Here is a 23,526-nt window from a genome sequence, read left to right as displayed (position 1 = left end):
CGAGGATGTTTGGGCGGATGACGAACGCGCAAGGGCTCTTCCCAACCCTGGGCCCGGTGCTTTCGAAGGCGTGAACGGTTCAGACGGGTGCCATGGCCTCTACGAGCCGGGCCTGGGCACGCGGCAGAAGGCGGCGGAGGAAGAATCCGGCCTCAGGCGCGAATGCCGGATCGGCGGCCGCGGCGCGGGCCAGCCAGGCACCGCCCAGCAGCCAACCGGCGGCATCGAGGAAAGGCGCGGCCGCGCCACCCGCCCGCTCCGCCGGCGCGGTTGCCAACTCCTCCGCGGCCCGGGCAAGGGCCTGCGCCGGCGCCTCCAGGGCGGGGTCGGCGCCTCCTACTTCCTGCAACAACGCCAGGAAGGCAGGAAGGTCACGCGGCAGCTTGCGGACCACCAGGTCCATGGCCTGGATGCCGTTGGTTCCCTCGTAGATCGGTGCGATCCGGGCGTCGCGCCAGATCTGTGCCGCGCCGGTTTCCTCGATATAGCCGGCGCCGCCATGCAGCTGGATGCCGAGGCTGGCCACCTCCACACCACGATCGGTGCACCAGGCCTTCACGATGGGCGTCAGCAGGGCGACCCGCGTCTCCGCTCCCGCCTCCCCTGCCCGCGCGCGGTCCAGGGAAACGGCGCAGTCCAGCGCCAGCAGCCGCGCGGCCTGGGTCATGACGCGCATCTCGCCCAGCATCCGCACGACATCGGGATAGGAGGCGATGGGCTGGCCGCCCTGCACGCGCTCCGCCGCATAAGCTTCGGCGAGAATGGTCGCGCGGGCGCATTGGCCGACGCCCTCCACCCCCACGGCGAGGCGCGCGGCGTTCATCATGGCGAACATGGCGGGCAGGCCCCTGTTCACCTCTCCGACCAGCTCGGCCTCCGCATCCTCGAAGAGCATGATGCAGGTCGGGGAGCCGTGGATGCCCGCCTTGTGCTCGATACCGCCGCAGCGCAGGCTGTTGCGCCGCCCGTCCGGCAGGATCTTCGGGCAGGCGAAAAGGCTGATCCCGCGTGACCCCGCCGGCGCATCCGGCAGGCGGGCGAGAACGAGATGAAGCGTGTTCTCCGCGATGTCATTCTCGCCCCAGGTGATGAAGATCTTCTGGCCGCTGATGCGGTAACCATCCCCATCCGGCACGGCGCGGGTGCGGATGGCGGAAAGGTCGCTGCCCGCCTGCGGCTCGGTCAGTGCCATGGTGCCATTCCAGGTGGCGGAGATCAGCGGCGGCAGGAAGCGCGCGGCCTGGTCGGGTGTCGCGTGATGCGCCAGGAGCTCGATGGCGCCCGCCGTCAGCAACGGCATCAGCCCGAAGGCCATATCGGCGGAGGACACCATCTCGAGCACCGCGGCCCACAGGGCGTGAGGCAGGCCCTGGCCACCATGCGCGGTGGGTGCGGCAACACCCTGCCACCCGGCCTCGCGCCATTCCCTCAGCAGCCCGGCATAGTGCGGCGGGGTACGGACGCGGCCATTCTCCAGCACACAGCCCGCGCGATCGGCTTCCATCCGGCCCGGCGCGATGCGCTCCTCGGCGAAGCGGAATGCTTCGCCCAGCACCGCCGACACATCCTCGGCCGAAAGCGGCGTACCGAGGCGCTCCGACAGGGCCGGCAGGCCATGCAGCCGCGTCAGCGCGGAGGACAGGGCTTCAGGAGCGCTCATCATGCGGCCACATCCTTCTCCTGCATGTCCAGGCCAGCCGCCCAGCGCGGCAGCGCCGCCATGCGCGCGGGATCGTCCAGCGCTGCCGCCACTACGCGACCCAGCACGGGTCCGAACTTGAAGCCATGGCCGGAGAAGCCGCTCATCACCACGCAGCGGTCGGAAAGCGGCTCGACCACGAAGCGCTCCTGCGCCTCCACATCGTAGTAGCAGGCACGCGCCTCGACCACGCGATAGGCTTCGGCGTTCCGCAGGCGCGGTAATGCCAGGGCCAGGATGCCGTCGCGCTCCTCCGCACTGGCCGCGCGCGGGTCGTCGGCATCGCCCTGGCAGGAGAAGCGGTGGTCGCCGATTTTCAACCCGCCGCCGAGCACGGGCGGCACGGCGTAAAAGCCGCCCTCCTCCGACAGGTCCAGCACCATCGGCGCGCGTGCCCAGGCCTCGCGATGCTCCGCCGGGGGGTCGAGATAGACAATGATCTGGCGCGACGGCACCACGCGCCCGGCCAGTTCCGGCAGCAGCCGCGGCGCCCAGGGGCCAGCTGCGACGACGAGTTGGTCCCCTCCGAGTTGCGTGCCGTCTGAAAGATCCAGCCGCGCCCGTGCGGCATCGACCCGGGTCGCGCGGGCTCGGAGGAAGCGCACGCCGCGTCCTTCCAGATGCCGCGACAGCGCCGCCACGATCCGACGTGCCATCAGCACACCGCCGCGTGGCGCGAGGAAGGCCCGGGGCACCTGATCGGGGCGCAGCCAGGGGAAGAGGGTATCCAGCTGGTCCGGCGAGAGATCGCCGACGGCATGCCCATGCCCCCGCAGCGCCTGCAAGCTGGCGTCGAACCAGTCCGCCTCCGGCATGGCAGCCCCCGCCAGGGCCAACACCCCCGTCTCGGCATAGGGCCGTTCCCCGATCGCGTCGAAGAGCGCATCCCAGGCCTCATAGGCCTCGTCCACCATCCGCATATAGCCGGTGGCCGTGCCATAGGCGTGGCGGATCAGGCGATGATCATCCACCGAAGCGCCGCGCGGATTAGGGCGCTCGTCCTGCTCCACCACCGTCACATGATGGCCGGCACCCTCCAGCGCCCAGGCAGTGGAGAGGCCCATGATACCAGCCCCGAGGACGAGCACGTTTCCCATCCGCCCATCCTGACTCGACACGCGACCGGACGGAACCCGGCCCTGCCCCGGATCAACGGCCCATGAGGGTCTTCCGGGCCGTGCTGCTCAGCCTTGGCTTGGCGCCGCCCACCCATTCACATGGTTCACGCCCGCCGGCCTTCCGGCCCCGCGCGCCCGCCCCGCTGATCGTAGCGGATGGTATGATGCGCTTCTCCGAGAGCTTGCGGTCGAAGGCCTGTGCAACTCCCGGAATTGCAGATTGCCTCGCGTCATCGGACGCGCGACAGCGAGACGCCTCCCCTCATCGTCTCGCCTTGCCTGAGATGGCACATATCGCCCAGCGCGGCGAAGGACGGGCGGTTCACCACATCCGGCACATGGCTCACCGGCTCCACGCAGATCACGGCGGCACCATGGGGTGCGAAGACCTGGAGGTTGCGCGACCATGCACCCTCCCCGCGCAGTAAGAAGCCGGCCTCGCCCAAGGTGAGATGCGCGACGCCATCCCAGCCCGTGTAATGGGTGTCGAGGCCCGTATAGGCTTCCTCCCCGCCCGAAACACCTTGCGATGCCGTCTCGGCCACCGGCAGGTTGCGGTCATCCCGCGCCAGCGTGCCGGTTGCATGGAAAGACAGGTGCGTACCGGGCGGGCGAACGAAGAACGGGTGCCAGCCCGTGCCGAAGGGCATGCCGTCAGTTCCCTGATTCGTCACCGACAGCACCAGCGAGAAATCCTCTCCCAGCGCGACCTCCAGCCGCGCGTCGTAGCGATAGGGCGCTTCATTCACCCTTTGCACCAGCACGGCGCGGTCGGGCGCGGCGCTCTCCACCTGCCAGGGATGCTCGCGCGACAGGCCGTGCAGCGCCGTGCGCTCCGCCACGCGGTTGCAATAGAAGTGATGGACACCGCCGGGATAGGGCAGCTGCCCCTCATCCAGGCGGTTGGTCCAGGGAAGCATCAGGAAGGCGCCGGCCCAGGCATCGTTCGGATCCGCTCCGATGGGCAGCGGCATCAGCACATCGCGCCCGGCATGGGTCAGCATGGCCAGCGCGCCGCCACGCTCCGGCAACAGCGCCGCGCGCCAGGCACCGCCTGCGATTTCCAGCATAGCGGTCAATCCAGCGAGAACTGATCCTTCGGAGAGGGCTTTTCTCGCGTGTAATCCATCGCCGTGTAGCTGCCGCCCTGATAGCGCTCCGCCACCGGGTTCTTGGAAACCTTGCCGCCCACCTTCTCGCGGAAGGGCTCGGCGGAATCCTGCGGCTCCCAGCCGATACGATCGCGATGGTCCTTGCCCCAGTAGGTGGCCGGGTTCTTCGAGGCGCCCCAGACCACTGCATGCCCAACCCGCGGCGCGGTGAGGAACTTCTCCGCCACCCGCGCGAGGTCATCATAGGACAGCCAGGTGGAGAGCATCCGCGCATCCGCAGGCTCGGGAAAGGAGGAGCCGATGCGGAGGTTCAGGTTCTCCACCCCATGCTTGTCCCAGTACATCCGCCCCATCAGCTCTCCATAGGCCTTGGAGAGTCCGTAAAAGGTGTCAGGCCGGAATGCGCAGTCGGCGTCCAGCAATTCGCCATTGCCGGTTGGCCTCTCATGGAAGCCGATGGCGTGATTGCTGCTGGCAAAAAGAACGCGAGCCTTCTCCCGGCGCGCCGCCTCATAGATGTGGTAGAGGCCGCGAATATTGGGGCCCAGCACCACTTCAAAGGGATGCTCCGTGCTGATGCCGCCGAAATGCAGGATGGCCTGGCAGCCCTCGGCCAGGCGCAGGACGGTCACGCCGTCATTCAGATCCGCCTGAGTGAAGCGCGCCCCCTTCGGCAGCTCGTCCGGGAAGGGCGCGATATCCGTCAGCCGCAAGGTCCAGCCCGCGGCCCCCAAGGCCTTGCTCAGGGCGCGGCCCAGATTGCCGGATGCTCCGGTCAGCAGGACCGGCCGCTCCTTGGCAGCGGACATTTCGTCATTCTCCCCCGAATCCTGGGGCATATGGTGGCCTGCCCCGCGGGCGGCGTGAAGCACCCTGCCCCGCCCTACCACTCCCCCAGGAACACACCCGCGCGCTTGTGACTGTCGGTGCGCAGCTCCGCCTCGGCCCAGGTCAGGGTGGTGCGCCGCTTCAGCCCCTGGAACCAGAGAAGCAGCCGCTCCCGCATGGCCTGCCGTACGTCTTCCAGCGAGGGATCGGCGCCCAGATCCCGTAGCTCGTCCGGATCGGCCTCCAGGTCGAACAGCATGGGCCGCAGCCCGTCCGTCCAGTGGATGTATTTCCAGCGAGGGGTGCGGACCATCCAGGCATGGTGATGCCCGGTCGGCAGGCCCAGGCGCCGGCGGGCGCCACGGAACGTCCAGTCCAGTTCCGAGAAGGCGGCGTCGCGCCAGGCCACCTCCTGGCCCCTGGTGATGGGCAGGAGGGAGCGGCCATCCATCAGGTGCTCGGCCGGGTCCAGCTTCAGCGCGTCCAGCACGGTCGGCACCACGTCGATCGCCTCGGCCAAGCGGTGCTCCACGGTGCCGCGCGTCGCATCCGCTTCGGGTGACGGATCGTAGAGGATGAAGGGCACGCGCTGGATGCAGTCGTGGAACAACTCCTTCTCGCCGAGCCAGTGATCGCCGAGATAGTCGCCATGATCGGAGCAGAACACGACCAACGTGTCCTTCCAGCGCCCCAGCCGCTCCATCGCCTCCCAGACGCGGCCGAGGTGATCATCGAGTTGCTTGATCAGGCCCTGGTAGGTCGGGCGCACGGTCGCGACTGTCTCGTCGCGGGCGAAATTCTGCGCCACCTCCTCATTCTGGAACTCGCGCAGCACAGGATGCGCCTCCGGCCCCCGCTCCGCCTCGCCGCGCACCACCGGCAGGCAATCCTCCGGCCCGAACATCGCGTGGTAGGGCGCGGGCGCGACATAAGGCCAGTGCGGCTTCACATAGGAGAGGTGCAGCACCCAGGGCTGGTCGCCCTGCTCCTCCATAAAGCGGATGGCGACATCGGTGGTGTAGGCAGTTTCGCTGTGCTCCTCCCGCACACGCGCGGGCAGGCGGGCGTTGCGCATCTTCCATCCGGATCGCGGCCCTTCCGGCCCATCGACCGAGATCACGTAATCCGTCCAGGGATCGGGGCTGTCATAGCCCTTTGCGCGCAGCCAATCGGCATAGGCTGAATCGGGTTCGCCATGATGCCCGTCATGCCGGTCCACCAGGGTGAACCAGCCCTCGTCCAGCAGCGCCTTCAGATCGTGCTGCCCATCGAGGTTCAGGCGCTTCATGCCCCGCGCATCCGGCAGCACATGCGTCTTGCCGGCCAGTGCCAGCATCCGCCCGGACTCCCGCAGATGCCAGCCCAAGGTCACCTCCCCCACCGAAAGCGGTACGCGGTTATGCGTCGCGCCATGCGAGGAGACGTAGCGGCCGGTGTAGTAGGACATGCGCGATGGCCCGCAGATGCCGGACTGCACATAGGCCTGAGCGAAGCGCACACCACGCGCGGCGAGCGCGTCCAGATTCGGCGTTGGCAGATGCGGGTGCCCGGCGCAGGACATGTGATCCCAGCGGAACTGGTCCGCCATCACGAACAGAACGTTGCGCGCGGTCATGCCCTAGCTTGCCCCTGGTCGTTTCCCGCTTCCATAGTTATCCCCATGCAGACGCCGGCGCCAGACCGGCGGGTTTGAGCAGGGGAGGAGCGGCGAATGCCAGGAATCACACGTCGTGCGCTCGTGGCCATGGCGGTCGGCGCGGCGGCATCCGGCCCGGCGCTGGCACAGGGCGAACCCATCCGCATCATCGCAGCCTTCCCGCCCGGCGCGGCGCTGGATGGCGTCGCGCGGCTCCTGGCCGATGGCGCATCACGCGGGGTTGGCGGCAGGATCCGCAACACGGTGGTGGTGGAGAACCGCGCGGGCGCCAACGGCAACATCGCTGCCGCCGCCCTGGCCCGCGCCCCGGCCGATGGCCGCACGCTGCTGCTGGCCATCGACACGACCTTCAGCCTCAACCCGCATCTCTATGCCAATCCCGGCTTCGACCCGGCGCGCGATGTGGAACCTGTCGCCATCGCCGGAACTTTCCCATTGGCATTGCTGGTGCATCCCTCCACGGGGATTACCGACCTGGCAGGCTTCGTGCGCGCCGCGCAGAAGCAGCCCATGCTCTACGCCTCTGCCGGCAACGGATCGCCGGGGCATCTCGCCATGGAGTTCCTGCGTGGCACGCTGGACCTGCCCAAATCCGCGCTGGAGCATGTTCCCTTCCGCGGCAATGCCGAGGCGATGACGGACCTGCTGGCCGGCCGCGTGGCTGCCGGCTTCATCGCTGTCTCCGGCGGCGCCGATTTCGTGCGGGACGGAAGGCTGCGCGCCATCGCTGCATCCGGCCCGCGCCGCCTCGCCCTGCTTCCGGACACGCCGACCGTGGCGGAGTCTGGCCATCCCGGCTTCGACGTCCGCTTCGCCTATGTGCTGATGGCACCGCGTGGCGTTCCGGAGGAGACCAAGCGGGACTGGGCCGCCCTGGTCACCGCCGTGGTGGCCGAGCCCCAAACGCGGGAGCGCCTGGCCGCCTGGGCCGTGGAACCCGATGCCGGCGGGCCGGCGGAGGCCGCTGCCTGGATCTCCGCCGCCAACGCGCGCTGGGGCCAGGTCGCGCGCAACACCGGCATGAGGGTCGGCTGATGGCCAATCGGTTCGGACGCCGCACCGCACTCGGCCTCGCCGCCCTCACCCCCCTCTCCGCCCGTGCCCAGGCGCCGGAGCCCGGCCGCATCATCGTGCCCTTCCCGCCCGGCGCGGCCTCGGACGGCATCGGGCGTATGCTGGCCGAGCGGATGGCGCGCGCGGGCGCCGACGCGCCCTGGGGCGGCACGGTGCTGGTGGACAACCGCGCCGGCGCGGGTGGCAACATCGCGGGCGCGGCGGCGGCACGCGGCCGCCCCGATGGTCGTACCCTGCTGGTGACCATCGACAGCACGCTGACGGTGAACCCGCATCTCTACGACGATCTCGGTTACGATCCGGAGGCGCTGGAGCCCGTGGCCCTGCTCGGCACCTTCGCCCAGGTGCTGCTGGCGCATCCCTCCTCCGGAATCACCTCCCTGCCGCAATTGCTGGAAACGGCACGAAGCCGTGGCCTGGCCTATGCCTCCGGCGGTGTCGGCACGCCCGGGCATCTGGCGATGGAGGCTTTGCGCCTGGCCGCCGGCCTGCCGGCAACGGCCCTCGCGCATGTCCCCTATCGCGGCTCCGGGCCGGCGCTGACCGACCTCATTGCCGGGAACGCGCCCATCGGCTTCCTCGCTATTTCCGGTGCGCCCGATTTCGTGCGGGACGGCCGTGTGCGCGCCCTCGCAACCTCGGGAGCCGAACGGCTGGAGTTGCTGCCAACTGTTCCCACCATCGCCGAATTGGGCTTCCCCGGGCTCGACATGGAATTCGCCAATCTGCTGATGGCACCGAATGGTCTGCCGCAGCCGGTGCGGCAGCGCATCGCCGCCCTGGCGATCGCGATGCTGGACGAGCCACCGGTGCGCGCCCGCTTCGCGCAATGGAACCTCACCACCCGCACCGGCGGGCCAGCCGAGGCGGGCGCCTGGATCGCCCGCGCCCGACCCCGCTGGGGCGAGGTGGTGCGGGCGGCGGGAATGCGTGTGACCTGACCTGGGCCTAATGGAAGACTGAAGGAAGCCAGAGCGAAACCCAGGGGATGTAGGTCACGATCATCAGCACAAGAAAGCTGGCGATGTAGAAGGGCGCGCTGGTCTTGGTGGCATCCCACATCGAGACCTTCCCCACCGCGCAGGCCACGAAGAGCAGAGGCCCCACCGGCGGGGTGATCAGCCCGATGCCCAGGTTGAGGATCAGCACGATCCCGAACTGCACGGGATCCATCCCCGCCGCCACCGCGACCGGCAGGAACACCGGCGTGCCAATCATGATCAGCGGCGCCATATCCATGAAGGTGCCGAGAAGCAGCAGCACGATGTTGAGCAGCAGCAGCATCATCAGTGGATCGGCGGTCACGCCCTTCATCAGTTCCACCGTCATCGCCGGCACCTGCATCAGGGCCATGAGCCATCCAAAGGCCGAGGCCGTGCCGATGATGAGCAGCACCATACCCGAGGTGCGGCACGCGCCCAGCACCGCCTCCCGGAAGGCTTCCCAGGTCAGGCTGCGATAGACGAGACCGATCACCAACAACGCGTAGACCACCGCGACGCAGGCGCTCTCCGTGGCCGTGAAGATGCCGGAGCGGACACCGGCGAAGATGATCACGATCAGCATCAGCCCGGGGATCGCGCCGATGGTTAACCGCAGCAGCGCCCCCCAGCCCGGGAACTTCTCCCGGGGATAGCCGCGGCGCACCGCCACCAGCCAGGCCGCGCCCATGATGGCCAGCATCAGCAGCAGGCCTGGGACCAGCCCGGCGGTGAACAGGTCCGCCACGCTGATGGCCCCGCCGGCGGCGATGACATAGAGGATCATGTTGTGGCTGGGCGGAATCAGCAGGTCGATCAGCGCCGCATTGGCCGTGACGTTCACTGCATAGTCCGGTGCGTAGCCCCGCGCCCGCATCTGCGGGATCATCACGCCCCCGACCGCCGAGGCATCCGCGACGGCCGAGCCGGAGACGCCGCCGAACAGCGTGGCGGCCACGACATTCACCTGCCCCAGCCCGCCGCGCAGATGCCCGACCATGGCGGAGGCCAGCGCTACCAGCCGGTCCGCGATCTGGCCGCGCATCATCAGGTCCCCGGCGAAGATGAAGAAGGGGATCGCCAGCATGGAGAAGACATTCATGCCCGAAGCAATCTGCTGAAAAACCACCACGGCCGGCAGATCCAGCCAGAGCACGGTGACGAAGGCGGCGATACCGAGCGCGAAGGCGACCGGCGTACCGATCAGCAGCAGCAGCGTGAAGCTGCCGAGCAGGACCGCGATATCCATGTGATGGCCTCGGACGCGCTCAGGCGTCGGTCAAGATAGGGGTGGGATGCGTATCAGCCGGAGCGAGGTGCCCCGCGGCATGAGCGAGCAACCGCTCCAGCCCGAACAGCGTGATCAGGATGCCGCCCAGCACGAGCGGCATGTATTCCACTGCGCCGTTCAGCCCCAGCGTCGGCAGGGTGGTATCCGCCACCTCAGCCGCCAGCTCCCCGGCGAACCAGGCCATGCCGATGCCGAAGGCCGTGATGCAGAGATCCGAGATCACGTCGAAGGCAAAGCCGATGGGCCGCGGCAGCACGGCCTTGAGCGTGTCGAAGCCCATATGGAAGCCTTCACGCACGCCCACGGCGGAGGCCCCCATGATTACCCAGGCCATCAGCAGCATCGAGGCTGACTCAGCCCAGGCAGGGGTGTCGTTCAGCACAAAGCGCCCGAAGACCGCGTAGCCCACCACCACCACCATCGCGACCAGCGCGATGCCTGCAATGAAAAGGGCCAGGCGGCAGAGCAGATCCAACGCGGCCGAGAAGCCGCGCTGCGCCTGGTGCACCATGGTCAGGCCGTCTCGCGGATGCGGGCCACGATGCCCTTCATCCGTTCGTTCTTCACGAACTGGTCGTAAACCGGCCCCATGGCGCGCTCGAAGGGCTCCTTATTCATTTCGTTGATCTGCGATCCGGCGGCGATCACCGCCGCCTTCGCTGCCTCGCTGCGCGCCTGCCACATGCGGCGCATCTCCGGCACGCTATCCTTCGCAGCCTGGCGCAGCAGCTCCTGAATGTCCTTCGGCAGGCGGTCATGGGACCGCTTGGACATCACCAGCATCTCCGGCGCCATGGAATGCTCGGACAAGGAGTAGAATTTCGCCACCTCGAAGTGCCGGAAGGACTGGTAGGAGGGGTAGTTATTCTCCGCCCCGTCCACCACGCCGGTCTGCAGCGCTGAATAAACTTCGCCCGTCGGCAATGGCGTGGCGTTGGCGCCGAAGGCCCGCATCATTGCCACCCACATGTCGGAAGGCTGCACGCGAATCTTCAGCCCGCGCATGTCGCCCGGTTCGTGGATCGGCTTGGCCCGCGTGTAGAAGCTTCGGGCGCCGCTGTCATAATAGGCCAGCGGGATCATGTTGTGCCGTGTAACGCCCGAGGCGATGTCCTCGCCGATCGGACCGTCCAGCACGCGGTGCATGTGATCCTCGCTGCGGAACAGGAAAGGCAGGCCGGGGATCACCGTTTCCGGCACCAGGCTGTTCAGGCTGGCGGAATTCACGCGGTTGAGATCGATCACGCCAAAGCGCGTCTGCTCCAGCGTGTCTTTCTCTTCCCCCAGCGTGTGGCTGCCATAGACCTGGATGCGGACGCGGCCGCCCGAGCGCTCCTCCACCTGCTTGCTCATGAACTTCACCGCCTCGACGGTCGGATACCCGTCCGGATGCACGTCGGCGGAACGCAAAGTAACGGTCTGGGCGGCGGCGCGGCCGGCGATAAAGGGGGCGGCAAGCGCCCCGAGCAGCACGGCCCGGCGCGGGGCACGGATCGTCATGGACACTCTCCCGGGTTTCGTTTCGGGCTCCTCATTGGGTAACCCGGCGGTTATGGCGAGCCTGCTGCGCCCACCCCGCGACTGTCAACGCTGCTTGCATGGACGCCAAGTTAGACCCGACGCATTCTGGCGCCATGCAGACCATCGAAGACGCCGCCCGCGCCCTGGCAGCCGGCACCACCACCTCCGTCCAGCTCGTTGAGGAAGCGCTCGCCCGGATCACCGACCCCGCGGGCGAGGGTTCCCTTGCCTTCGTGGCGGTGCAGGCCGACGCCGCCCGCGCCGCCGCTGGCGCCATGGACGCGCTGCGCCGTGCCAACCGTGCCCCCAGCCCCTATGCGGGCATCCCGATCAGCATCAAGGACCTGTTCGACCAGGCCGGCGTCGTCACCGCCGCCGGCTCGGTCGCCCGGGGCAACGAGCCGCCCGCCACCGCCACAGCCCCTGCCATTGCGCGGCTGGAGCGCGCTGGCTTCGTCGTGCTCGGCCGCACGAACATGGTGGAATTCGCCTTCTCCGGCACCGGCCTGAATCCGCATTACGGCACGCCGCGCTCACCCTATAACCGCGCGACCGGCCACGTCCCCGGCGGCTCCTCCTCCGGCGCCGCTGTCGCCGTGGCGGATCGCATGGGCTTCGGCGCCATCGGTTCCGATACCGGCGGCTCCTGCCGCGTCCCGGCCGCGCTCTGCGGCATCACGGGCTACAAGCCCACGTCCAGGCGCGTACCCACCACCGGGGCTTTCCCGCTCTCCACCACGCTCGACAGCATCGGGCCGCTGGCACCCAGCGTCGCCTGCTGCGCCATCCTGGACGCTGTAATGGCCGGTGCCGAGGACGCCACCCCGCCCGCCGCCATGCCGCTGGAAGGGCTGCGCCTGGGCGTGCCCAGCGCGACCTTCCTCTTCGACGGCCTGGCCCAGCCGGTCATCAGCGCCTTCGACATCGCCCTCCGCCGCCTGGAGGCCGCCGGGGCGAAGCTGATCGACGTCGCCCTGCCCGAGATTGCGGAGATTCCCGCCGCCAACGCCACCGGCGGCTTCGCGGCGGCCGAATCCTGGGCCCTGCACCGCGACCTGATCGGCCGGGCGCGCGACCGCTACGACCCGCTGATCCTGGCCCGCATCGAGCGTGGCGCCTCGATGACCGCCGCCGATCTGATCACCCTGATGGCCGAACGCCAGCGGATCATCGCCGCCCTGGCCCCGCGCACCGCTGTCTTCGATGCCATCGTCGCCCCGACCTGCCCGCTGACGCCGCCCACGATCGCGGAGCTGGCCTCGGCGGAGGACTTCAGCCGCATCAACCTGCTGCTGCTGCGGAACACGGCAGTCGGAAACTTCCTAGACCGCTGCTCCATCAGCATTCCCTGCCATGCGCCGGGCGACGCCCCGGTCGGGCTGATGCTGATGGGCGAGCATGGCGGCGACACACGGCTCTTCTCCGTGGCGCAGGCCGTCGAGGCCGCTCTTCGGGTCGCATGAAAAAGGCCGGGGGAGCGAACTCCCCCGGCCTCCCTTCTCTTCGGATCTGCTTCTCAGCCGCCGGAGCGACCGAGAAGCCACCGCCGAACCCCAGCCCTCAGGTGGAGCTCAGCCGCGTCTTGGACATGGGCAGGCTGCGGATACGCTGGCCCGTCAGCGCGGCCACCGCATTCGCCACCGCCGGCGGCACACCGGGCACGCCTGGCTCGCCCACTCCGCCCAGCGCCGCGCCACTTTCCACCACTTTCACATGCACCCGCGGCATGCGGGCAAGCGGAAGGATGGAATAGGTGTCGAAGTTGCGCTGCTGCGGGGCACCACCGTCATAGGTGATCTCCTCCAGCAGGGAGGAGGACAGGCCGATGCCCGCGGCGGAGCGCACCTGCGCCTCGATGATCCCGGGATTCACGGCACGACCCGGATCGATCGCGATCCAGAGGTCGTGCACCTGGATTTCGCCATCGGTGATCGAGACCTCGGCGATGGTCGCCACCTCCGAGCCGAAAGGCGAAGCCATGGCGACGCCCCGCGCGCGGCGGACGCCATTCACCTCGAATGGTCCGCGCTTCCAGCCGCCCGAAAGCTCCGCCACGGCGCGTAGCAGCGTCGCGTGGCGCGGGCTGTCCTTCAGCATGGCCAGCCGCATCTCGAACGGGTCCTTGCCACCCGCCGCCGCCAGCTCATCCAGGAACGACTCGTAGAAGAAGTCGTTCATCGAATGGCCAACCGAGCGCCAGAAGGCGATGATCGTCGGCTGCTTCACCTTCACGCAGTCCACCCGCTTCGCCGCGATGGCGTAGGGCTTGCCGGCGATCCCCTCCACCATCGAGGAATCGACGGGCTGGCTCTGCGTGAAGTAGCGGCCGATCGGCCCCTCCCCAATCGCGGCGGCATGGAGCGCGACGGGCATGCCATCCGCTCCCACCGCGCCCTTGAAGCGGACGAAGCCCATGGGGCGGTAGCCGTCCCGCAGAAACTCCTCCTCCCGCGACCAGAGCACGCGCACCGGACGGTTCACCGCCTTGGCGAGCGCGATGGCCTGCGGATAGGGCGCCGAGGCCTCGTAGAGGAAGTGCCGCCCGAAGAAGCCGCCGAGCATGGGGGAATGGATCTTCACCTTCCCCGGCTCCAGCCCCGCGATCTTCGCGGCGGTGGCCTGGAACATCTCCGGCGCCTGGTTCGGCACCCACAGATCCAGCGAGCCGTCATCGTTGAAGCGCGCGATGGCGGAGGGCGGCTCGAGCTGCGCATGGGCGAGATAGGGCGCGTCGTACTCCGCCTCGATCGTCTTCGCGGCGCCGGCGAAGGCGGCGTTCAGGTCGCCATTCTCCTCCGCGGGGCTGCCCGCGCCCTTCTCGGCCCGCAGCCGCTCCAGCATCCCGGCCGAAGAGAAGTCCGCCGGCAGGGCGTTCGCGTTCTGCGCATCCGCCCAGTTGACCTGCAGCGCCTCCACCGCCTTGCGCGCGCGCCACCAGCTATTCGCCAGCACCGCCACCGCGCCGGGCAGCTTGTGGATGGAGTGCACGCCGGGCATGCCGCGCACCTCGGCCTCATTGGCGAGGTCCCCGGGCTCCTGGCCCAGGCGCGGGGCGTGCTGCACGGCGCCGTGCAGCATGTTCTCGACCTTCAGGTCGATCGCATACTGCGCGCGCCCCACGGACTTGTCGGGCACATCCAGCCGGGCGACGGACTTGCCGATCCAGCGGAAGTCCTTGGGGTCGCGCAGCGACGCCACCTCGCTCGGCTGCAGCTTCATCGCGTCGCCCACCAGTTCCGCATAGGTCGCGGAACGGTTGGAGGCGCGGTGCAGCACCTTGCCGGGCTCGGTGGTCAGCTCGGCTTCCTTCACGTCCCAGCGTGCCGCGGCCGCACGGACCATCAGGTTGCGCGCGGTGGCACCGAGCTGACGCATGGTGCCGTAGCTGGAGCGGACGGAGAGGCTGCCGCCCGTCAGGCGCCGGCCATTCACCACCAGGTAGTCCGGGCCGGGCGGCGCACAGTCCACGATAAAGTTGGCGGGGTCGAAGTCCAACTCCTCGCCCACGATCTGCGCCATGGCGGTGGCGATGCCCTGCCCGCCTTCCACGAAGGGCGAGAGCAGCCGTACCTTGCCGTCCGGACGGAATTCCAGGAAGGCGCCCACCTGGGTGCCGGGGCGCGGCGCGGCCGCGGCCAGCCCCTCGCCTTGCGCCCGGGCCGGACCGGCCTTCACCATTGCGCCCAGCACCAGCGCGCCGGCCGCCATGCCCAGCAGGCCGCGGCGGGAAAGATTAACGACGCCCTGCTCGGGGATCGCCACATCGGCCGCGCCCGGAAGAACTCCGGAGACCGGATTGATCATGCCGTCCATATCCGCGTTCCTCCGTTCAGGCGTTCGCGGCCTGCCGAACGGCGTCGGCAATGGCGTTGTAGGTCCCGCAGCGGCACAGATTGGTCATGGCCGCGGTGATGTCCTCATCGCTCGGCTTGGGCGTCTGCTTCAGCAGCGCCGTCGCGGCCATCACCTGGCCGGACTGGCAGTAGCCGCACTGCGCCACCTGCTTCTCCACCCAGGCCTGCACCACCTTGGCGCCCACGGGGTCGCGCTCCACCGCCTCGATGGTCGTGATCTGTGCGCCCACCACGCTTTCCGCAGGCGTCACGCAGGCGCGGGTGGCGTTGCCGTCCACCAGCACCGTGCAGGCCCCGCACTGGGCGATGCCACATCCATACTTCGTGCCGGTCATGCCCAGAGTGTCGCGCAACACCCAGAGGAGCGGGGTGTCACCCTCCGCATCCACTTGTCGGGTTTCGCCGTTGATCGAAAGTTCCAGCATCGTCGCCTCCGCCTGGAGCCCAAAAGGGGCTTCGGCACGGAAAATAGTCCAAGGCGAGTTGGACTACCATCCAAACGGCGCGTGGGGCTGCATCACGGAATCAGGACGGCCCGGCCCCTTGTCAGGACCGGGCCGTTCAGGACCGCATCAAATATGGATCTGAGCCGACCCCGCTTAGCGGCCGGTCATAATCCGCGAGACCAGTTCCTTCACCGTCGGGATGAACCCGTTGGAGTAGAAGGGATCCTGCGCAAAGCGATAGGCGTTATGCCCGGCGAACATCAGGTTCTTGTCGGGATCGCCGCCATGGCCGATGTCCTGCAGCGTCTTCTGAATGCAGAAGCTGCGCGGATCGGCCTTCTTGCCGTTCGAATGGTCGTCGCTGTGCTGCGACCAGTTGGAGAAGCGGCATTGGGAGAGGCAGCCCATGCAGGCCACCTGATCCGCCAGGATCTGGCGACTGGTCTCGGGCGTCACGAAGATCAGCGTGTCGTCCGGGGTGCGCAGCGCCTCGGTATGGCCCTCGGCTTCCCACTGCTTCACATGCTGCAGGTCGCCGGGCACGAGATAGACGGGCCGCTTGCGCGGGCCGACGCCATAGATGGCGGAATGCTCGCCGATCGGCTCGGAGGTATAGGCCACCTGGCGGTGGCTGCGCCCCTCCAGCTCACGCAGGAAGTCGTTGCGCACCGCGCTGCTGTAGAAGCCGGTCGGGGAAAAGTTCTGCAGCGACACGTCGCCGGGCTTCAGCGTCAGCAGCTTCTGCTTCCAGGCATCCGGAATCGGGCTCTCGCGCGTCACCAGCGGACGGGTGCCGAACTGGAAGGCGATCGGGCCCAGCTCCGGATTGTCGATCCAGTCCTCCCATTCCTCCAGCCACCAGACGCCGCCGGCCATGATGATGGGCACGTTGCCCAGGCCGAACTCGCGCATCTGCTGGCGCAGCTTGAGGACGCGCTCATAGGGCGCTTCCGGCTTGCGCGGATCCTCGGAGTTGGAAAGGCCGTTATGGCCGCCCGCCAGCCAGGGATCCTCATAGACCACGCCGCCCAGCCACTCGCTGGCCTTGGAATAGGCGCGCTTCCACAGCGCGTTGAAGGCGCGGGCGGAGGAGACGATGGGATAGATGTGGACGCGGTATTCCCGCGCGATATCAGCCAGACGATAGGGCATGCCGGCACCGCAGGTGATGCCGTGGATCAGGCCCTTGGCCCCTTCCAGCACGCCGCGCGCCACGCGCTCCGCCCCGCCCATCTCCCAGAGAATGTTGGCATGGACACGGCCGCGGCCGTTCGACCGCTCATGCGCCTCGCGCGCCTGCGCGATGCCGCCGGCGATGCCATAGGCCACCAGCTCCTCGTGGCGCTCGCGCCGCGTCTTGCCGCGATATTCCTGGGGAATGATTCTCCCCTCGGAGTCGTAGCTGTCCGCATTCACCGCGGAGAAAGTGCCGACCCCGCCTTCCGCAGCCCAGTGGCCGCAGGATGCACCGTTGGAGGCGGAGACGCCCTTACCACCCTCCACAAGAGGGAGGACATCGGCACCGCCCATGCGGATGGTGTTGATCGCCTTCAAGGCCGGGTTCTTCCCTGGAACGAGGACGGCAGGAGAGCCGTCACGAGGCCGCATATGGTCCGCGACGGGGAATGAAACAGACCCCCGACCACGGTTACAGTGTCTTCACGATGCCGCGATCAAGGGGCCGCGGTCACCCGCGGCCCCAGGGCGATCAGTCCTCGAAGCGGCGGGGACGGTCACCCCCGCGGTCCCGGCGCGGCGGACCGCGGTCACCCCGATCGCTCCGCTCGCGGCGCTCGCCGCCACCATTTTCCTCACCCTCGGGCCGGGGGCGCTTGGCACCCACCTGCTCCGTGATGTCGGCGCCGGTCTGCTGGTCCACGACGCGCATGGACAGCTTCACCTTGCCACGGTCGTCGAAGCCGATGACCTTCACCTTTACCTTGTCGCCCACGGAGACGACGTCGCCGGTGCGGCTCACGCGGTCCTGGCCGAGCTCGGAGATGTGGACCAGCCCGTCCTTGGCGCCGAGGAAGTTCACGAAGGCGCCGAAATCGGCGACCTTCACGACGGTGCCGTTGTAGATCGCACCCACCTCGGCCTCGGCCGTGATGCCGCGGATGCGGTCGATCGCGGCCTGGGTCGCCTCGGTGCTGCTGGACGCGATCTTGATCGTGCCGTCATCCTCGATGTCGATCTTGGTGCCGGTCTGCTCGACGATCTCGCGGATCACCTTGCCGCCGGTGCCGATGACTTCGCGGATCTTGTCCTTCGGCACCTGGATCACGGTGATGCGCGGCGCGGTCGCGGCCACCTCGCCGCGAGAGCCGGACAGGCCCTTCGCCATCTCGCCGAGGATGTGGACGCGGCCGTCGCGGGCCTGCTCCAGCGCGGTCTTCATGATGTCGAAGGTGATGGACGTGATCTTGATGTCCATCTGCAGGGCGGTGATGCCCTGCTCCGTCCCGGCCACCTTGAAGTCCATGTCGCCGAGATGGTCCTCGTCGCCCAGGATGTCGGACAGGACTGCGAAGCCCTTGTCTTCCTTGATCAGGCCCATGGCGATGCCAGCCACGGGGCGCTTCAGCGGCACGCCCGCATCCATCAGCGACAGCGAGGTGCCGCAGACGGTCGCCATGGAAGAGGAGCCGTTGGACTCCGTGATCTCCGACACGACGCGGATCGTGTAGGGGAACTTCTCCTTCTCCGGCAGCAGCGGGTGCACGGCGCGCCAGGCGAGCTTGCCGTGCCCAACCTCGCGGCGGCCCGGGGACCCCATGCGGCCCGTCTCACCCACCGAGTAGGGCGGGAAGTTGTAGTGCAGCATGAAGTCCTCGCGGTACTCGCCCGCGAGGGCGTCAATGATCTGCTCGTCCTGACCCGTGCCCAGCGTCGCCACGCAGAAGGCCTGCGTCTCGCCGCGGGTGAAGAGGGCAGAACCATGGGCGCGCGGCAGAATGCCGACCTCGGCCACGATCGGGCGCACGGTCTTGGTGTCGCGGCCGTCGATGCGGATGCCGGTGTCGAGGATGGCGTTGCGTACGACGTCCGCCTCCAGCTCCTTCATCAGGCCCTTGGCGGCGGCGACATCCAGGCCCTCGGCCTCGAGCTGCTCGGCGATCTTCTTCTTGACCTCACCGACCTTGGCGTAGCGGACCTGCTTCTGCGTCTCCTTGTAAGCCTCGGCCATATCGGCGCGGCCGATCTCGGCGATGCGGGCCTTCAGAGCCTGCTCGGCCTCGGAGGCCTCAGCCAGCGGCCAGGGCTCCTTTGCGGCACGCTCGGCCAGCTCGATGATGCCCTGGATCACCGGCTGGAAGGCCTTGTGGCCGAACTCCACGGCGCCGAGCATCACTTCCTCGGTAAGCTCCTTCGCCTCGGACTCCACCATCAGCACGCCCTCGGCGGTGCCGGCCACGACGAGCTCCAGCTCGCTCGTCTTGATCTGATCCAGGGTGGGGTTGAGGATGTACTCGCCGGCCGCATAGCCCACGCGAGCGGCAGCGATCGGGCCGAAGAAAGGAATGCCCGACAGGGTCAGGGCGGCGGAGCAGCCGACCATCGCCACGATGTCCGGGCTGTTCTCCATGTCATGCGACAGCACGGTCGCGATGACCTGCACCTCGTTCCGGAAGCCCTCGGGGAAGAGCGGGCGGATCGGGCGGTCGATCAGGCGGGAAATGAGGGTCTCGGCCTCGGAGGGGCGTCCCTCGCGCTTGAAGAAGCCGCCCGGGATCTTGCCGGCGGCGAAGGCCTTCTCCTGGTAATTCACGGTCAGCGGGAAGAAATCCTGACCCGGCTTGACCGTGCGGGAGCCAACCGCGGTGCAGAGGACAATGGTGTCGCCCAGGCGTGCCATCACGGCGCCATCGGCCTGGCGGGCAATCTTGCCCGTCTCAAGCGTGAGGGTCTTGCCCCCCCAGTCGATGTCCTTGCGGTAGTAGCTGTCGAACATGCGTGCGTCCTGTCGGCCCCAGGCGGCCGGATTGCCGGCGGGGCGGTGATGCGGACACGGTTGGGATGAAGGGTCTCTGCGCCAGCCCTGCCCCTGGAGCGCTGCTCCCTGCGGGGTTCGGGGTGCCCGGCGTCTCGGGCTGCATGGGGTCCGCGCGCAACCTGCGCAACGGGGTTCCATGTGGCCGGAAACGCCGCGCCGCGGCCGTTCCTGTCAGCCCACCGCGTACGCGGAGGGCGGGTGAACCTCGCGGCGCACCCGGCGGGCGGCTATATGGCGGCTTCGCCCCGCGAAGGCCAGGAAAAACGCATGATACCCGTCCTGGCGCCGGAAGACGGGGCGGTCGGGTTGCAATTCGTTCATCCAACCCCCACCTCCTTTTAGCCGCTGCTGGCCCAGACCGCCCGCCGCTCCACCCGGGGCATCGGGCCGCCGGCGGCCGGTTCCTCGCTTCCGCCGGCTGCGGCCGGGGAAGCATCCCCTGCCGAGAGATATGCGACCGATGCCAACCGGAACCGTGAAGTGGTTCAATGCGACCAAGGGCTACGGCTTCATCCAGCCGGACGATGGCTCCAAGGACGTGTTCGTTCACATTTCGGACGTCACCCGTGCGGGCCTGCGTGGCCTGAACGAAGGCGACAAGCTTTCCTTTGAGGTCCAGAAGGATCCGAAGGGCAAGATGTCTGCCTCCAACCTCCAGATGGGCTGAACGCCACTGAGGTAGCACTAGGGCGGCATGCCGCCCCTGTGCCGGATGGGTGGGGCGCCGTGGGCCGAAGGGCCTGCAGGCGCCCTTGCCGTATCCAGAGGGTAGGTTTCCGTTCCTCTAACGGGAACGTGAAACACAAAATCCCCGACAACCGCGTTGATGATCATCAACATAGCATGGCCGGCTTGGTCGTGGCCCCATTGGGCCAGGCACGGACCGTCCAGAACCGCCCGGCGACGCCCTGCGCCGCCAGGCCCAAGGAAAGAAACAAATGAAGATTATTTCCAAGCACGGGCAGCATCCCGCGCCCACCTCCACCAGCCGCTCCGTACCCGCTGGCACACTGAGTGAAGCCGAAATCCGTCAGATCGTCCGAGACATTCTGGGCTGACGATCCTCCCCGGGGCCGGTCAGCTCCTCCGGGAATAGGTACCGATCAGGCATCCCTTCGCCAGCACGCCCCGGCCCAGTGCCGTCCTGACCGCACTCCGCCCTGGCGTCCTGCCCAGTCCCGCCGGCCGTGCCAACAAGGCGAAAAGCTGGAAGGCGTAGCGGTGTGGCCCATGCCCCGGTGGCGGATCCGGCGGCAGCCAGGCCGCCTGGAAATACGAGTTCCGCCCCATCGACAGGCCGGGCAGGCCCGGCCGTCCCGGCCCAGGCAGGTCCCCGGCTTCCAGCCCGCCACCCTCTGGAGGCAGCGCCGTCACGATAGCGTGCACCAGGGGTCTCGGCGTCGGGCTGTCTGCATCTTCCACCACCAGCATCAGCGCCCCTGCCCCGGCGGGTACGCCGCGCCAGCTGAGCGGCGGCGACAGGCCCGGCCCGTCGGCCGTGTGCAAAGCCGGCATCACCCCGCCCCCGGTGAAGGCGGGACTGCTGATCTCGATCACCGCCGGCACGTTGACCCCTGCGAAGAGCAGGGCATTGATGCCGGGCCGCATTCCCGACAAGGCGCGGCCCAAGCCGGAAGGCAGGAACTGCAGCATGGGGCCTCCATCGGTTCGTCCCGGAAGGGACGCGCCGGAGCGCCCGGGGTTTCGGCCCGGCTTGCGGCCGGCGCACGGGCATCCCATCCAAGGTGCATGCCCGACACGCACCGCTTCGGCGACGCCACCCTGACCGCCACCGTTTCGGCCGTGGGGGCAGAACTGCAATCCCTCCAGGATGCAGCCGGGGGAGAATGGCTTTGGCAGGCCGGGCCGGAATGGCCGCGCCGGGCGCCCATTCTCTTTCCCATTGTGGGCCGCCTTCCAGCCGACACGCTGCGCCACGCCGGCCGTAGCCATCGCCTGACGCAGCACGGCTTCGCGCGCGATCTCCGCTTCACCTGGACACGGCAGGACGCGGACGGCGCCGCGCTGCGCCTGACGGAGGACGATGCAACGCGTGAAGCATACCCCTTCCCCTTCATCCTTGATGTGGAATGGGCCATGTCCGCGGGCAGTCTTGCCTGCACCGTCACTGTCTCGAACCCCGGCAGCGACCCGCTGCCCTTCAGCCTCGGCGCTCATCCCGCCTTCGCCTGGCCTCTGCCCGGCGCGCCCGTGACGGAGGGCCATAGCCTCGTCTTTCCGGACCTCACCGAAGCCGCCCTGAACGCCCGGCGTCTAACAGGCGGCCTGGTGGACGCGGCGGAGATCATCCCCTTGGCGGATGGGGTCCTTCCCCTGCATCCCGATCTCTTCGAACAGGACGCGATCGTCCTGCTGGGCTTTCCCGGCCGTCGTCTCCGTTATACCTCCCCGGGCCGCGCTGCGCTGGAGATGGCCTGGGAGGGCTATGGCGACCTGGGCCTCTGGACGAAGCCCGGCGCCGCCTTTCTTTGCCTGGAGCCCTGGTCCGGCACCGCCGCCTCGCTGGGCTGGGATGGCGAGTTCATGGAAAAGCCGGGCATCACCATCCTGCCCCCCGGCGATGCCCGATCCTTCAGGTGGTGGGTGCGGCCGGAGCCAGCCTGAGGCATCTTCCGTTCGCGCAGGTTTGCTTCAAATGCTCCGGCGCCTTGTGGTGGAGCAGATTCGGGCTTCCGGGCGGGTCCGCCCACCAGCAACCCGCTACGGCTGCGACACCGGTTGGGCCCGGGGACTCTGCTCCCCAGGCCTTCGGCACCTCAGAGCGCCGGCATCGGCGCCGCCGTCTCGTCCCGCATCGGCAGCTTCCCCCAGCCACGCTCATATTGCGGCGGAATGGCCAGCCGGTCCGTGCGCCCGAGTGCCTCGGCGGCATGCACGGGCCAGTAGGGATCGCGCAGCATGGCGCGGGCAAGCAGCACCATGTCGGCACGGCCTTCCGTGACGATGGCCTGGGCCTGCTCGGGCGTCTCGATCAGTCCCACCGCCGCCACGGGCAGGCCAGCCGCGCGCACGGCCTCGGCGCCCGGCACCTGGTAGCCTGGGCCGATCGGGATCTCCTGCCGCGCGGTTAGGCCCCCCGAGGAAACATCCATGAGGTCCACGCCCAGCGGGGCGACGCGGCGGGCCAGTTCCACGCTCTCAGCCGTGGTCCAGCCGCCCTCGGCCCAGTCGGTGTGGCTGATGCGCAGGGCGAGCACAATGTCGGCGGGCATCGTGTCGCGAAGTGCTGCGACCAGATCCCGCACCAGGCGCGTGCGGCCCTCGAAGTCGCCGCCCCAGGAATCGTTGCGCGTGTTGGAGAGCGGCGAGAGGAACTGGTGCAGCAGGTAGCCATGGGCGGCATGCAGCTCCACCACGCGATATCCCACGCGCACAGCCCGGCGCGCCGCAGCGACGAAAGCGGTGATGGTGTCCGCGATCTCCGATTCCGCCATGGCGCGCGGCGGCAGCATGTTCTCCATGGGCACCGCCGCGGGGCCGATGGTCTGCCAACCCGGCTCAGCAGGTCCATGCACCCAGGGCGGGTTACGGCTGGCCTTGCGCCCGGCATGGGAGAGCTGAATGCCCGGCACCGCGCCAACCGAGCTGATCGCATCCACCAGCCGGGCATGGCCGGGAACCTGCGCCTCTTCCCAAAGGCCAAGATCCGCGGGGGTAATGCGCCCCTCCGCAGTGACAGCGGCCGCCTCGGTAAAGATCAGGGCGGCACCACCGATCGCGCGCTGCAGCAGATGAGCGAGGTGCCAATCCGTCGGCCGTCCATCGGGGCCGCAGCTATACTGGCACATGGGCGAAAGCCCGATGCGGTTGCGCAGCGTCAGGCCGCGCAGGGTCAGGGGATCAAAAAGTTCGGGCAAGGAGGGCGGCTCCGGATAATAGATCCCAATTAGGGCCGCCCACCGGTACCTTGAAGCCCCGACGCGCCAGTTCT

19 protein-coding genes are annotated in these 23,526 nt (G+C 68.6%); 5 read left to right on the top strand and 14 right to left on the bottom strand.

Annotated elements, in window-relative coordinates; translation table 11 throughout:
• Nucleotides 1–79 precede the first annotated feature (79 nt).
• From ACO1BU_RS04835 to ACO1BU_RS04815, 5 genes are all read right to left on the bottom strand, one after another.
• On the bottom strand, nt 80–1,663 hold the full coding sequence (locus ACO1BU_RS04835; RefSeq protein ID WP_424134778.1) for an acyl-CoA dehydrogenase family protein: 1,584 nt from the start codon (nt 1,661–1,663) through the stop codon (nt 80–82).
• On the bottom strand, nt 1,660–2,796 hold the full coding sequence (locus ACO1BU_RS04830) for an FAD-dependent oxidoreductase (protein WP_424134777.1): 1,137 nt from the start codon (nt 2,794–2,796) through the stop codon (nt 1,660–1,662). The genes ACO1BU_RS04835 and ACO1BU_RS04830 overlap by 4 nt, the downstream gene beginning before the upstream one ends.
• A gap of 251 nt (nt 2,797–3,047) precedes the next feature.
• A complete protein-coding gene (locus ACO1BU_RS04825) occupies nt 3,048–3,887 on the bottom strand; it encodes an aldose epimerase family protein (RefSeq protein WP_424134776.1) in 840 nt (279 codons plus the stop codon).
• 5 nt (nt 3,888–3,892) lie between these two features.
• Entirely contained in the window at nt 3,893–4,738 is an 846-nt protein-coding gene (locus tag ACO1BU_RS04820; RefSeq protein ID WP_424134775.1) for an NAD-dependent epimerase/dehydratase family protein, read from the bottom strand.
• Between the two features lie 74 nt (nt 4,739–4,812).
• Nucleotides 4,813–6,372, bottom strand: coding sequence for a sulfatase-like hydrolase/transferase (locus ACO1BU_RS04815; protein ID WP_424134774.1), 1,560 nt, complete (start codon nt 6,370–6,372; stop codon nt 4,813–4,815).
• Between the two features lie 96 nt (nt 6,373–6,468).
• Here ACO1BU_RS04815 and ACO1BU_RS04810 point away from each other — a divergent pair, with 96 nt between their 5' ends.
• Together ACO1BU_RS04810 and ACO1BU_RS04805 are read left to right on the top strand one after the other, a co-directional pair.
• The gene (locus ACO1BU_RS04810; protein ID WP_424134773.1) at nt 6,469–7,449 is read left to right on the top strand and encodes a Bug family tripartite tricarboxylate transporter substrate binding protein; all 981 of its coding nucleotides are present in this window, start codon (nt 6,469–6,471) and stop codon (nt 7,447–7,449) included.
• Nucleotides 7,449–8,429, top strand: a complete 981-nt coding sequence (locus tag ACO1BU_RS04805) for a Bug family tripartite tricarboxylate transporter substrate binding protein (RefSeq protein WP_424134772.1) — start codon at nt 7,449–7,451, stop codon at nt 8,427–8,429. The genes ACO1BU_RS04810 and ACO1BU_RS04805 overlap by 1 nt, the downstream gene beginning before the upstream one ends.
• Nucleotides 8,430–8,436: 7 nt before the next feature.
• On the opposite strand, the gene ACO1BU_RS04800 is transcribed toward ACO1BU_RS04805, so the two are convergent.
• Genes ACO1BU_RS04800 through ACO1BU_RS04790 form a run of 3 tightly spaced genes read right to left on the bottom strand, consistent with a single transcriptional unit; the run spans nt 8,437 to nt 11,259 of the window.
• Nucleotides 8,437–9,717: a TRAP transporter large permease gene (locus tag ACO1BU_RS04800; protein ID WP_424134771.1), complete on the bottom strand. Its 1,281-nt coding sequence runs from the start codon at nt 9,715–9,717 to the stop codon at nt 8,437–8,439.
• Nucleotides 9,718–9,736: 19 nt separating this feature from the next.
• On the bottom strand, nt 9,737–10,270 hold the full coding sequence (locus ACO1BU_RS04795) for a TRAP transporter small permease (RefSeq protein ID WP_424134770.1): 534 nt from the start codon (nt 10,268–10,270) through the stop codon (nt 9,737–9,739).
• A 2-nt stretch (nt 10,271–10,272) separates the two neighbouring features.
• Nucleotides 10,273–11,259, bottom strand: a complete 987-nt coding sequence (locus tag ACO1BU_RS04790) for a TRAP transporter substrate-binding protein (RefSeq protein ID WP_424134769.1) — start codon at nt 11,257–11,259, stop codon at nt 10,273–10,275.
• A gap of 134 nt (nt 11,260–11,393) precedes the next feature.
• Here ACO1BU_RS04790 and ACO1BU_RS04785 point away from each other — a divergent pair, with 134 nt between their 5' ends.
• The gene (locus tag ACO1BU_RS04785) at nt 11,394–12,743 is read left to right on the top strand and encodes an amidase (RefSeq protein WP_424134768.1); all 1,350 of its coding nucleotides are present in this window, start codon (nt 11,394–11,396) and stop codon (nt 12,741–12,743) included.
• Between the two features lie 97 nt (nt 12,744–12,840).
• Here ACO1BU_RS04785 and ACO1BU_RS04780 read toward each other — a convergent pair whose 3' ends face one another.
• From ACO1BU_RS04780 to pnp, 4 genes are all read right to left on the bottom strand, one after another.
• The gene (locus ACO1BU_RS04780; RefSeq protein WP_424134767.1) at nt 12,841–15,093 is read right to left on the bottom strand and encodes a xanthine dehydrogenase family protein molybdopterin-binding subunit; all 2,253 of its coding nucleotides are present in this window, start codon (nt 15,091–15,093) and stop codon (nt 12,841–12,843) included.
• A 16-nt stretch (nt 15,094–15,109) separates the two neighbouring features.
• On the bottom strand, nt 15,110–15,559 hold the full coding sequence (locus ACO1BU_RS04775; protein WP_424134766.1) for a (2Fe-2S)-binding protein: 450 nt from the start codon (nt 15,557–15,559) through the stop codon (nt 15,110–15,112).
• A 174-nt stretch (nt 15,560–15,733) separates the two neighbouring features.
• The gene (locus tag ACO1BU_RS04770; protein WP_424134765.1) at nt 15,734–17,134 is read right to left on the bottom strand and encodes an NAD(P)H-dependent flavin oxidoreductase; all 1,401 of its coding nucleotides are present in this window, start codon (nt 17,132–17,134) and stop codon (nt 15,734–15,736) included.
• Between the two features lie 154 nt (nt 17,135–17,288).
• Nucleotides 17,289–19,532: a polyribonucleotide nucleotidyltransferase gene (gene pnp / locus ACO1BU_RS04765; RefSeq protein WP_424134764.1), complete on the bottom strand. Its 2,244-nt coding sequence runs from the start codon at nt 19,530–19,532 to the stop codon at nt 17,289–17,291.
• Between the two features lie 502 nt (nt 19,533–20,034).
• Between pnp and ACO1BU_RS04760 the strand changes: the two genes are divergently transcribed.
• A complete protein-coding gene (locus ACO1BU_RS04760) occupies nt 20,035–20,241 on the top strand; it encodes a cold-shock protein (protein ID WP_424134763.1) in 207 nt (68 codons plus the stop codon).
• A gap of 410 nt (nt 20,242–20,651) precedes the next feature.
• On the opposite strand, the gene ACO1BU_RS04755 is transcribed toward ACO1BU_RS04760, so the two are convergent.
• Entirely contained in the window at nt 20,652–21,227 is a 576-nt protein-coding gene (locus tag ACO1BU_RS04755; RefSeq protein WP_424134762.1) for a YbhB/YbcL family Raf kinase inhibitor-like protein, read from the bottom strand.
• A gap of 96 nt (nt 21,228–21,323) precedes the next feature.
• On the opposite strand from ACO1BU_RS04755, the gene ACO1BU_RS04750 reads away from it, so the two are divergent.
• The gene (locus ACO1BU_RS04750; protein WP_424134761.1) at nt 21,324–22,199 is read left to right on the top strand and encodes an aldose 1-epimerase family protein; all 876 of its coding nucleotides are present in this window, start codon (nt 21,324–21,326) and stop codon (nt 22,197–22,199) included.
• 152 nt (nt 22,200–22,351) lie between these two features.
• On the opposite strand, the gene ACO1BU_RS04745 is transcribed toward ACO1BU_RS04750, so the two are convergent.
• Nucleotides 22,352–23,452 (bottom strand): NADH:flavin oxidoreductase/NADH oxidase, encoded by a 1,101-nt coding sequence (locus tag ACO1BU_RS04745; protein WP_424134760.1) that lies wholly within the window; start codon nt 23,450–23,452, stop codon nt 22,352–22,354.
• Nucleotides 23,453–23,526 lie beyond the last annotated feature (74 nt).

This window comes from Roseomonas chloroacetimidivorans, from assembly GCF_049629625.1.
Classification (GTDB): Bacteria; Pseudomonadota; Alphaproteobacteria; order Acetobacterales; family Acetobacteraceae; genus Roseomonas; species Roseomonas chloroacetimidivorans.
Note: the sequence above shows the minus strand (reverse complement) of the source record. Positions and strands in the feature narration are given on the sequence as shown.

Bases quoted from the DNA above. Each gene is read 5' to 3' on its own strand.
- ACO1BU_RS04835 (WP_424134778.1), bottom strand. From the start codon at position 1,663: ATGATGAGCGCTCCTGAAGCCCTGTCCTCCGCGCTGACGCGGCTGCAT.
- ACO1BU_RS04830 (WP_424134777.1), bottom strand. From the start codon at position 2,796: ATGGGAAACGTGCTCGTCCTCGGGGCTGGTATCATGGGCCTCTCCACT.
- ACO1BU_RS04825 (WP_424134776.1), bottom strand. From the start codon at position 3,887: ATGCTGGAAATCGCAGGCGGTGCCTGGCGCGCGGCGCTGTTGCCGGAG.
- ACO1BU_RS04820 (WP_424134775.1), bottom strand. From the start codon at position 4,738: ATGTCCGCTGCCAAGGAGCGGCCGGTCCTGCTGACCGGAGCATCCGGC.
- ACO1BU_RS04815 (WP_424134774.1), bottom strand. From the start codon at position 6,372: ATGACCGCGCGCAACGTTCTGTTCGTGATGGCGGACCAGTTCCGCTGG.
- ACO1BU_RS04810 (WP_424134773.1), top strand. From the start codon at position 6,469: ATGCCAGGAATCACACGTCGTGCGCTCGTGGCCATGGCGGTCGGCGCG.
- ACO1BU_RS04805 (WP_424134772.1), top strand. From the start codon at position 7,449: ATGGCCAATCGGTTCGGACGCCGCACCGCACTCGGCCTCGCCGCCCTC.
- ACO1BU_RS04800 (WP_424134771.1), bottom strand. From the start codon at position 9,717: ATGGATATCGCGGTCCTGCTCGGCAGCTTCACGCTGCTGCTGCTGATC.
- ACO1BU_RS04795 (WP_424134770.1), bottom strand. From the start codon at position 10,270: ATGGTGCACCAGGCGCAGCGCGGCTTCTCGGCCGCGTTGGATCTGCTC.
- ACO1BU_RS04790 (WP_424134769.1), bottom strand. From the start codon at position 11,259: ATGACGATCCGTGCCCCGCGCCGGGCCGTGCTGCTCGGGGCGCTTGCC.
- ACO1BU_RS04785 (WP_424134768.1), top strand. From the start codon at position 11,394: ATGCAGACCATCGAAGACGCCGCCCGCGCCCTGGCAGCCGGCACCACC.
- ACO1BU_RS04780 (WP_424134767.1), bottom strand. From the start codon at position 15,093: ATGGACGGCATGATCAATCCGGTCTCCGGAGTTCTTCCGGGCGCGGCC.
- ACO1BU_RS04775 (WP_424134766.1), bottom strand. From the start codon at position 15,559: ATGCTGGAACTTTCGATCAACGGCGAAACCCGACAAGTGGATGCGGAG.
- pnp (WP_424134764.1), bottom strand. From the start codon at position 19,532: ATGTTCGACAGCTACTACCGCAAGGACATCGACTGGGGGGGCAAGACC.
- ACO1BU_RS04760 (WP_424134763.1), top strand. From the start codon at position 20,035: ATGCCAACCGGAACCGTGAAGTGGTTCAATGCGACCAAGGGCTACGGC.
- ACO1BU_RS04755 (WP_424134762.1), bottom strand. From the start codon at position 21,227: ATGCTGCAGTTCCTGCCTTCCGGCTTGGGCCGCGCCTTGTCGGGAATG.
- ACO1BU_RS04750 (WP_424134761.1), top strand. From the start codon at position 21,324: ATGCCCGACACGCACCGCTTCGGCGACGCCACCCTGACCGCCACCGTT.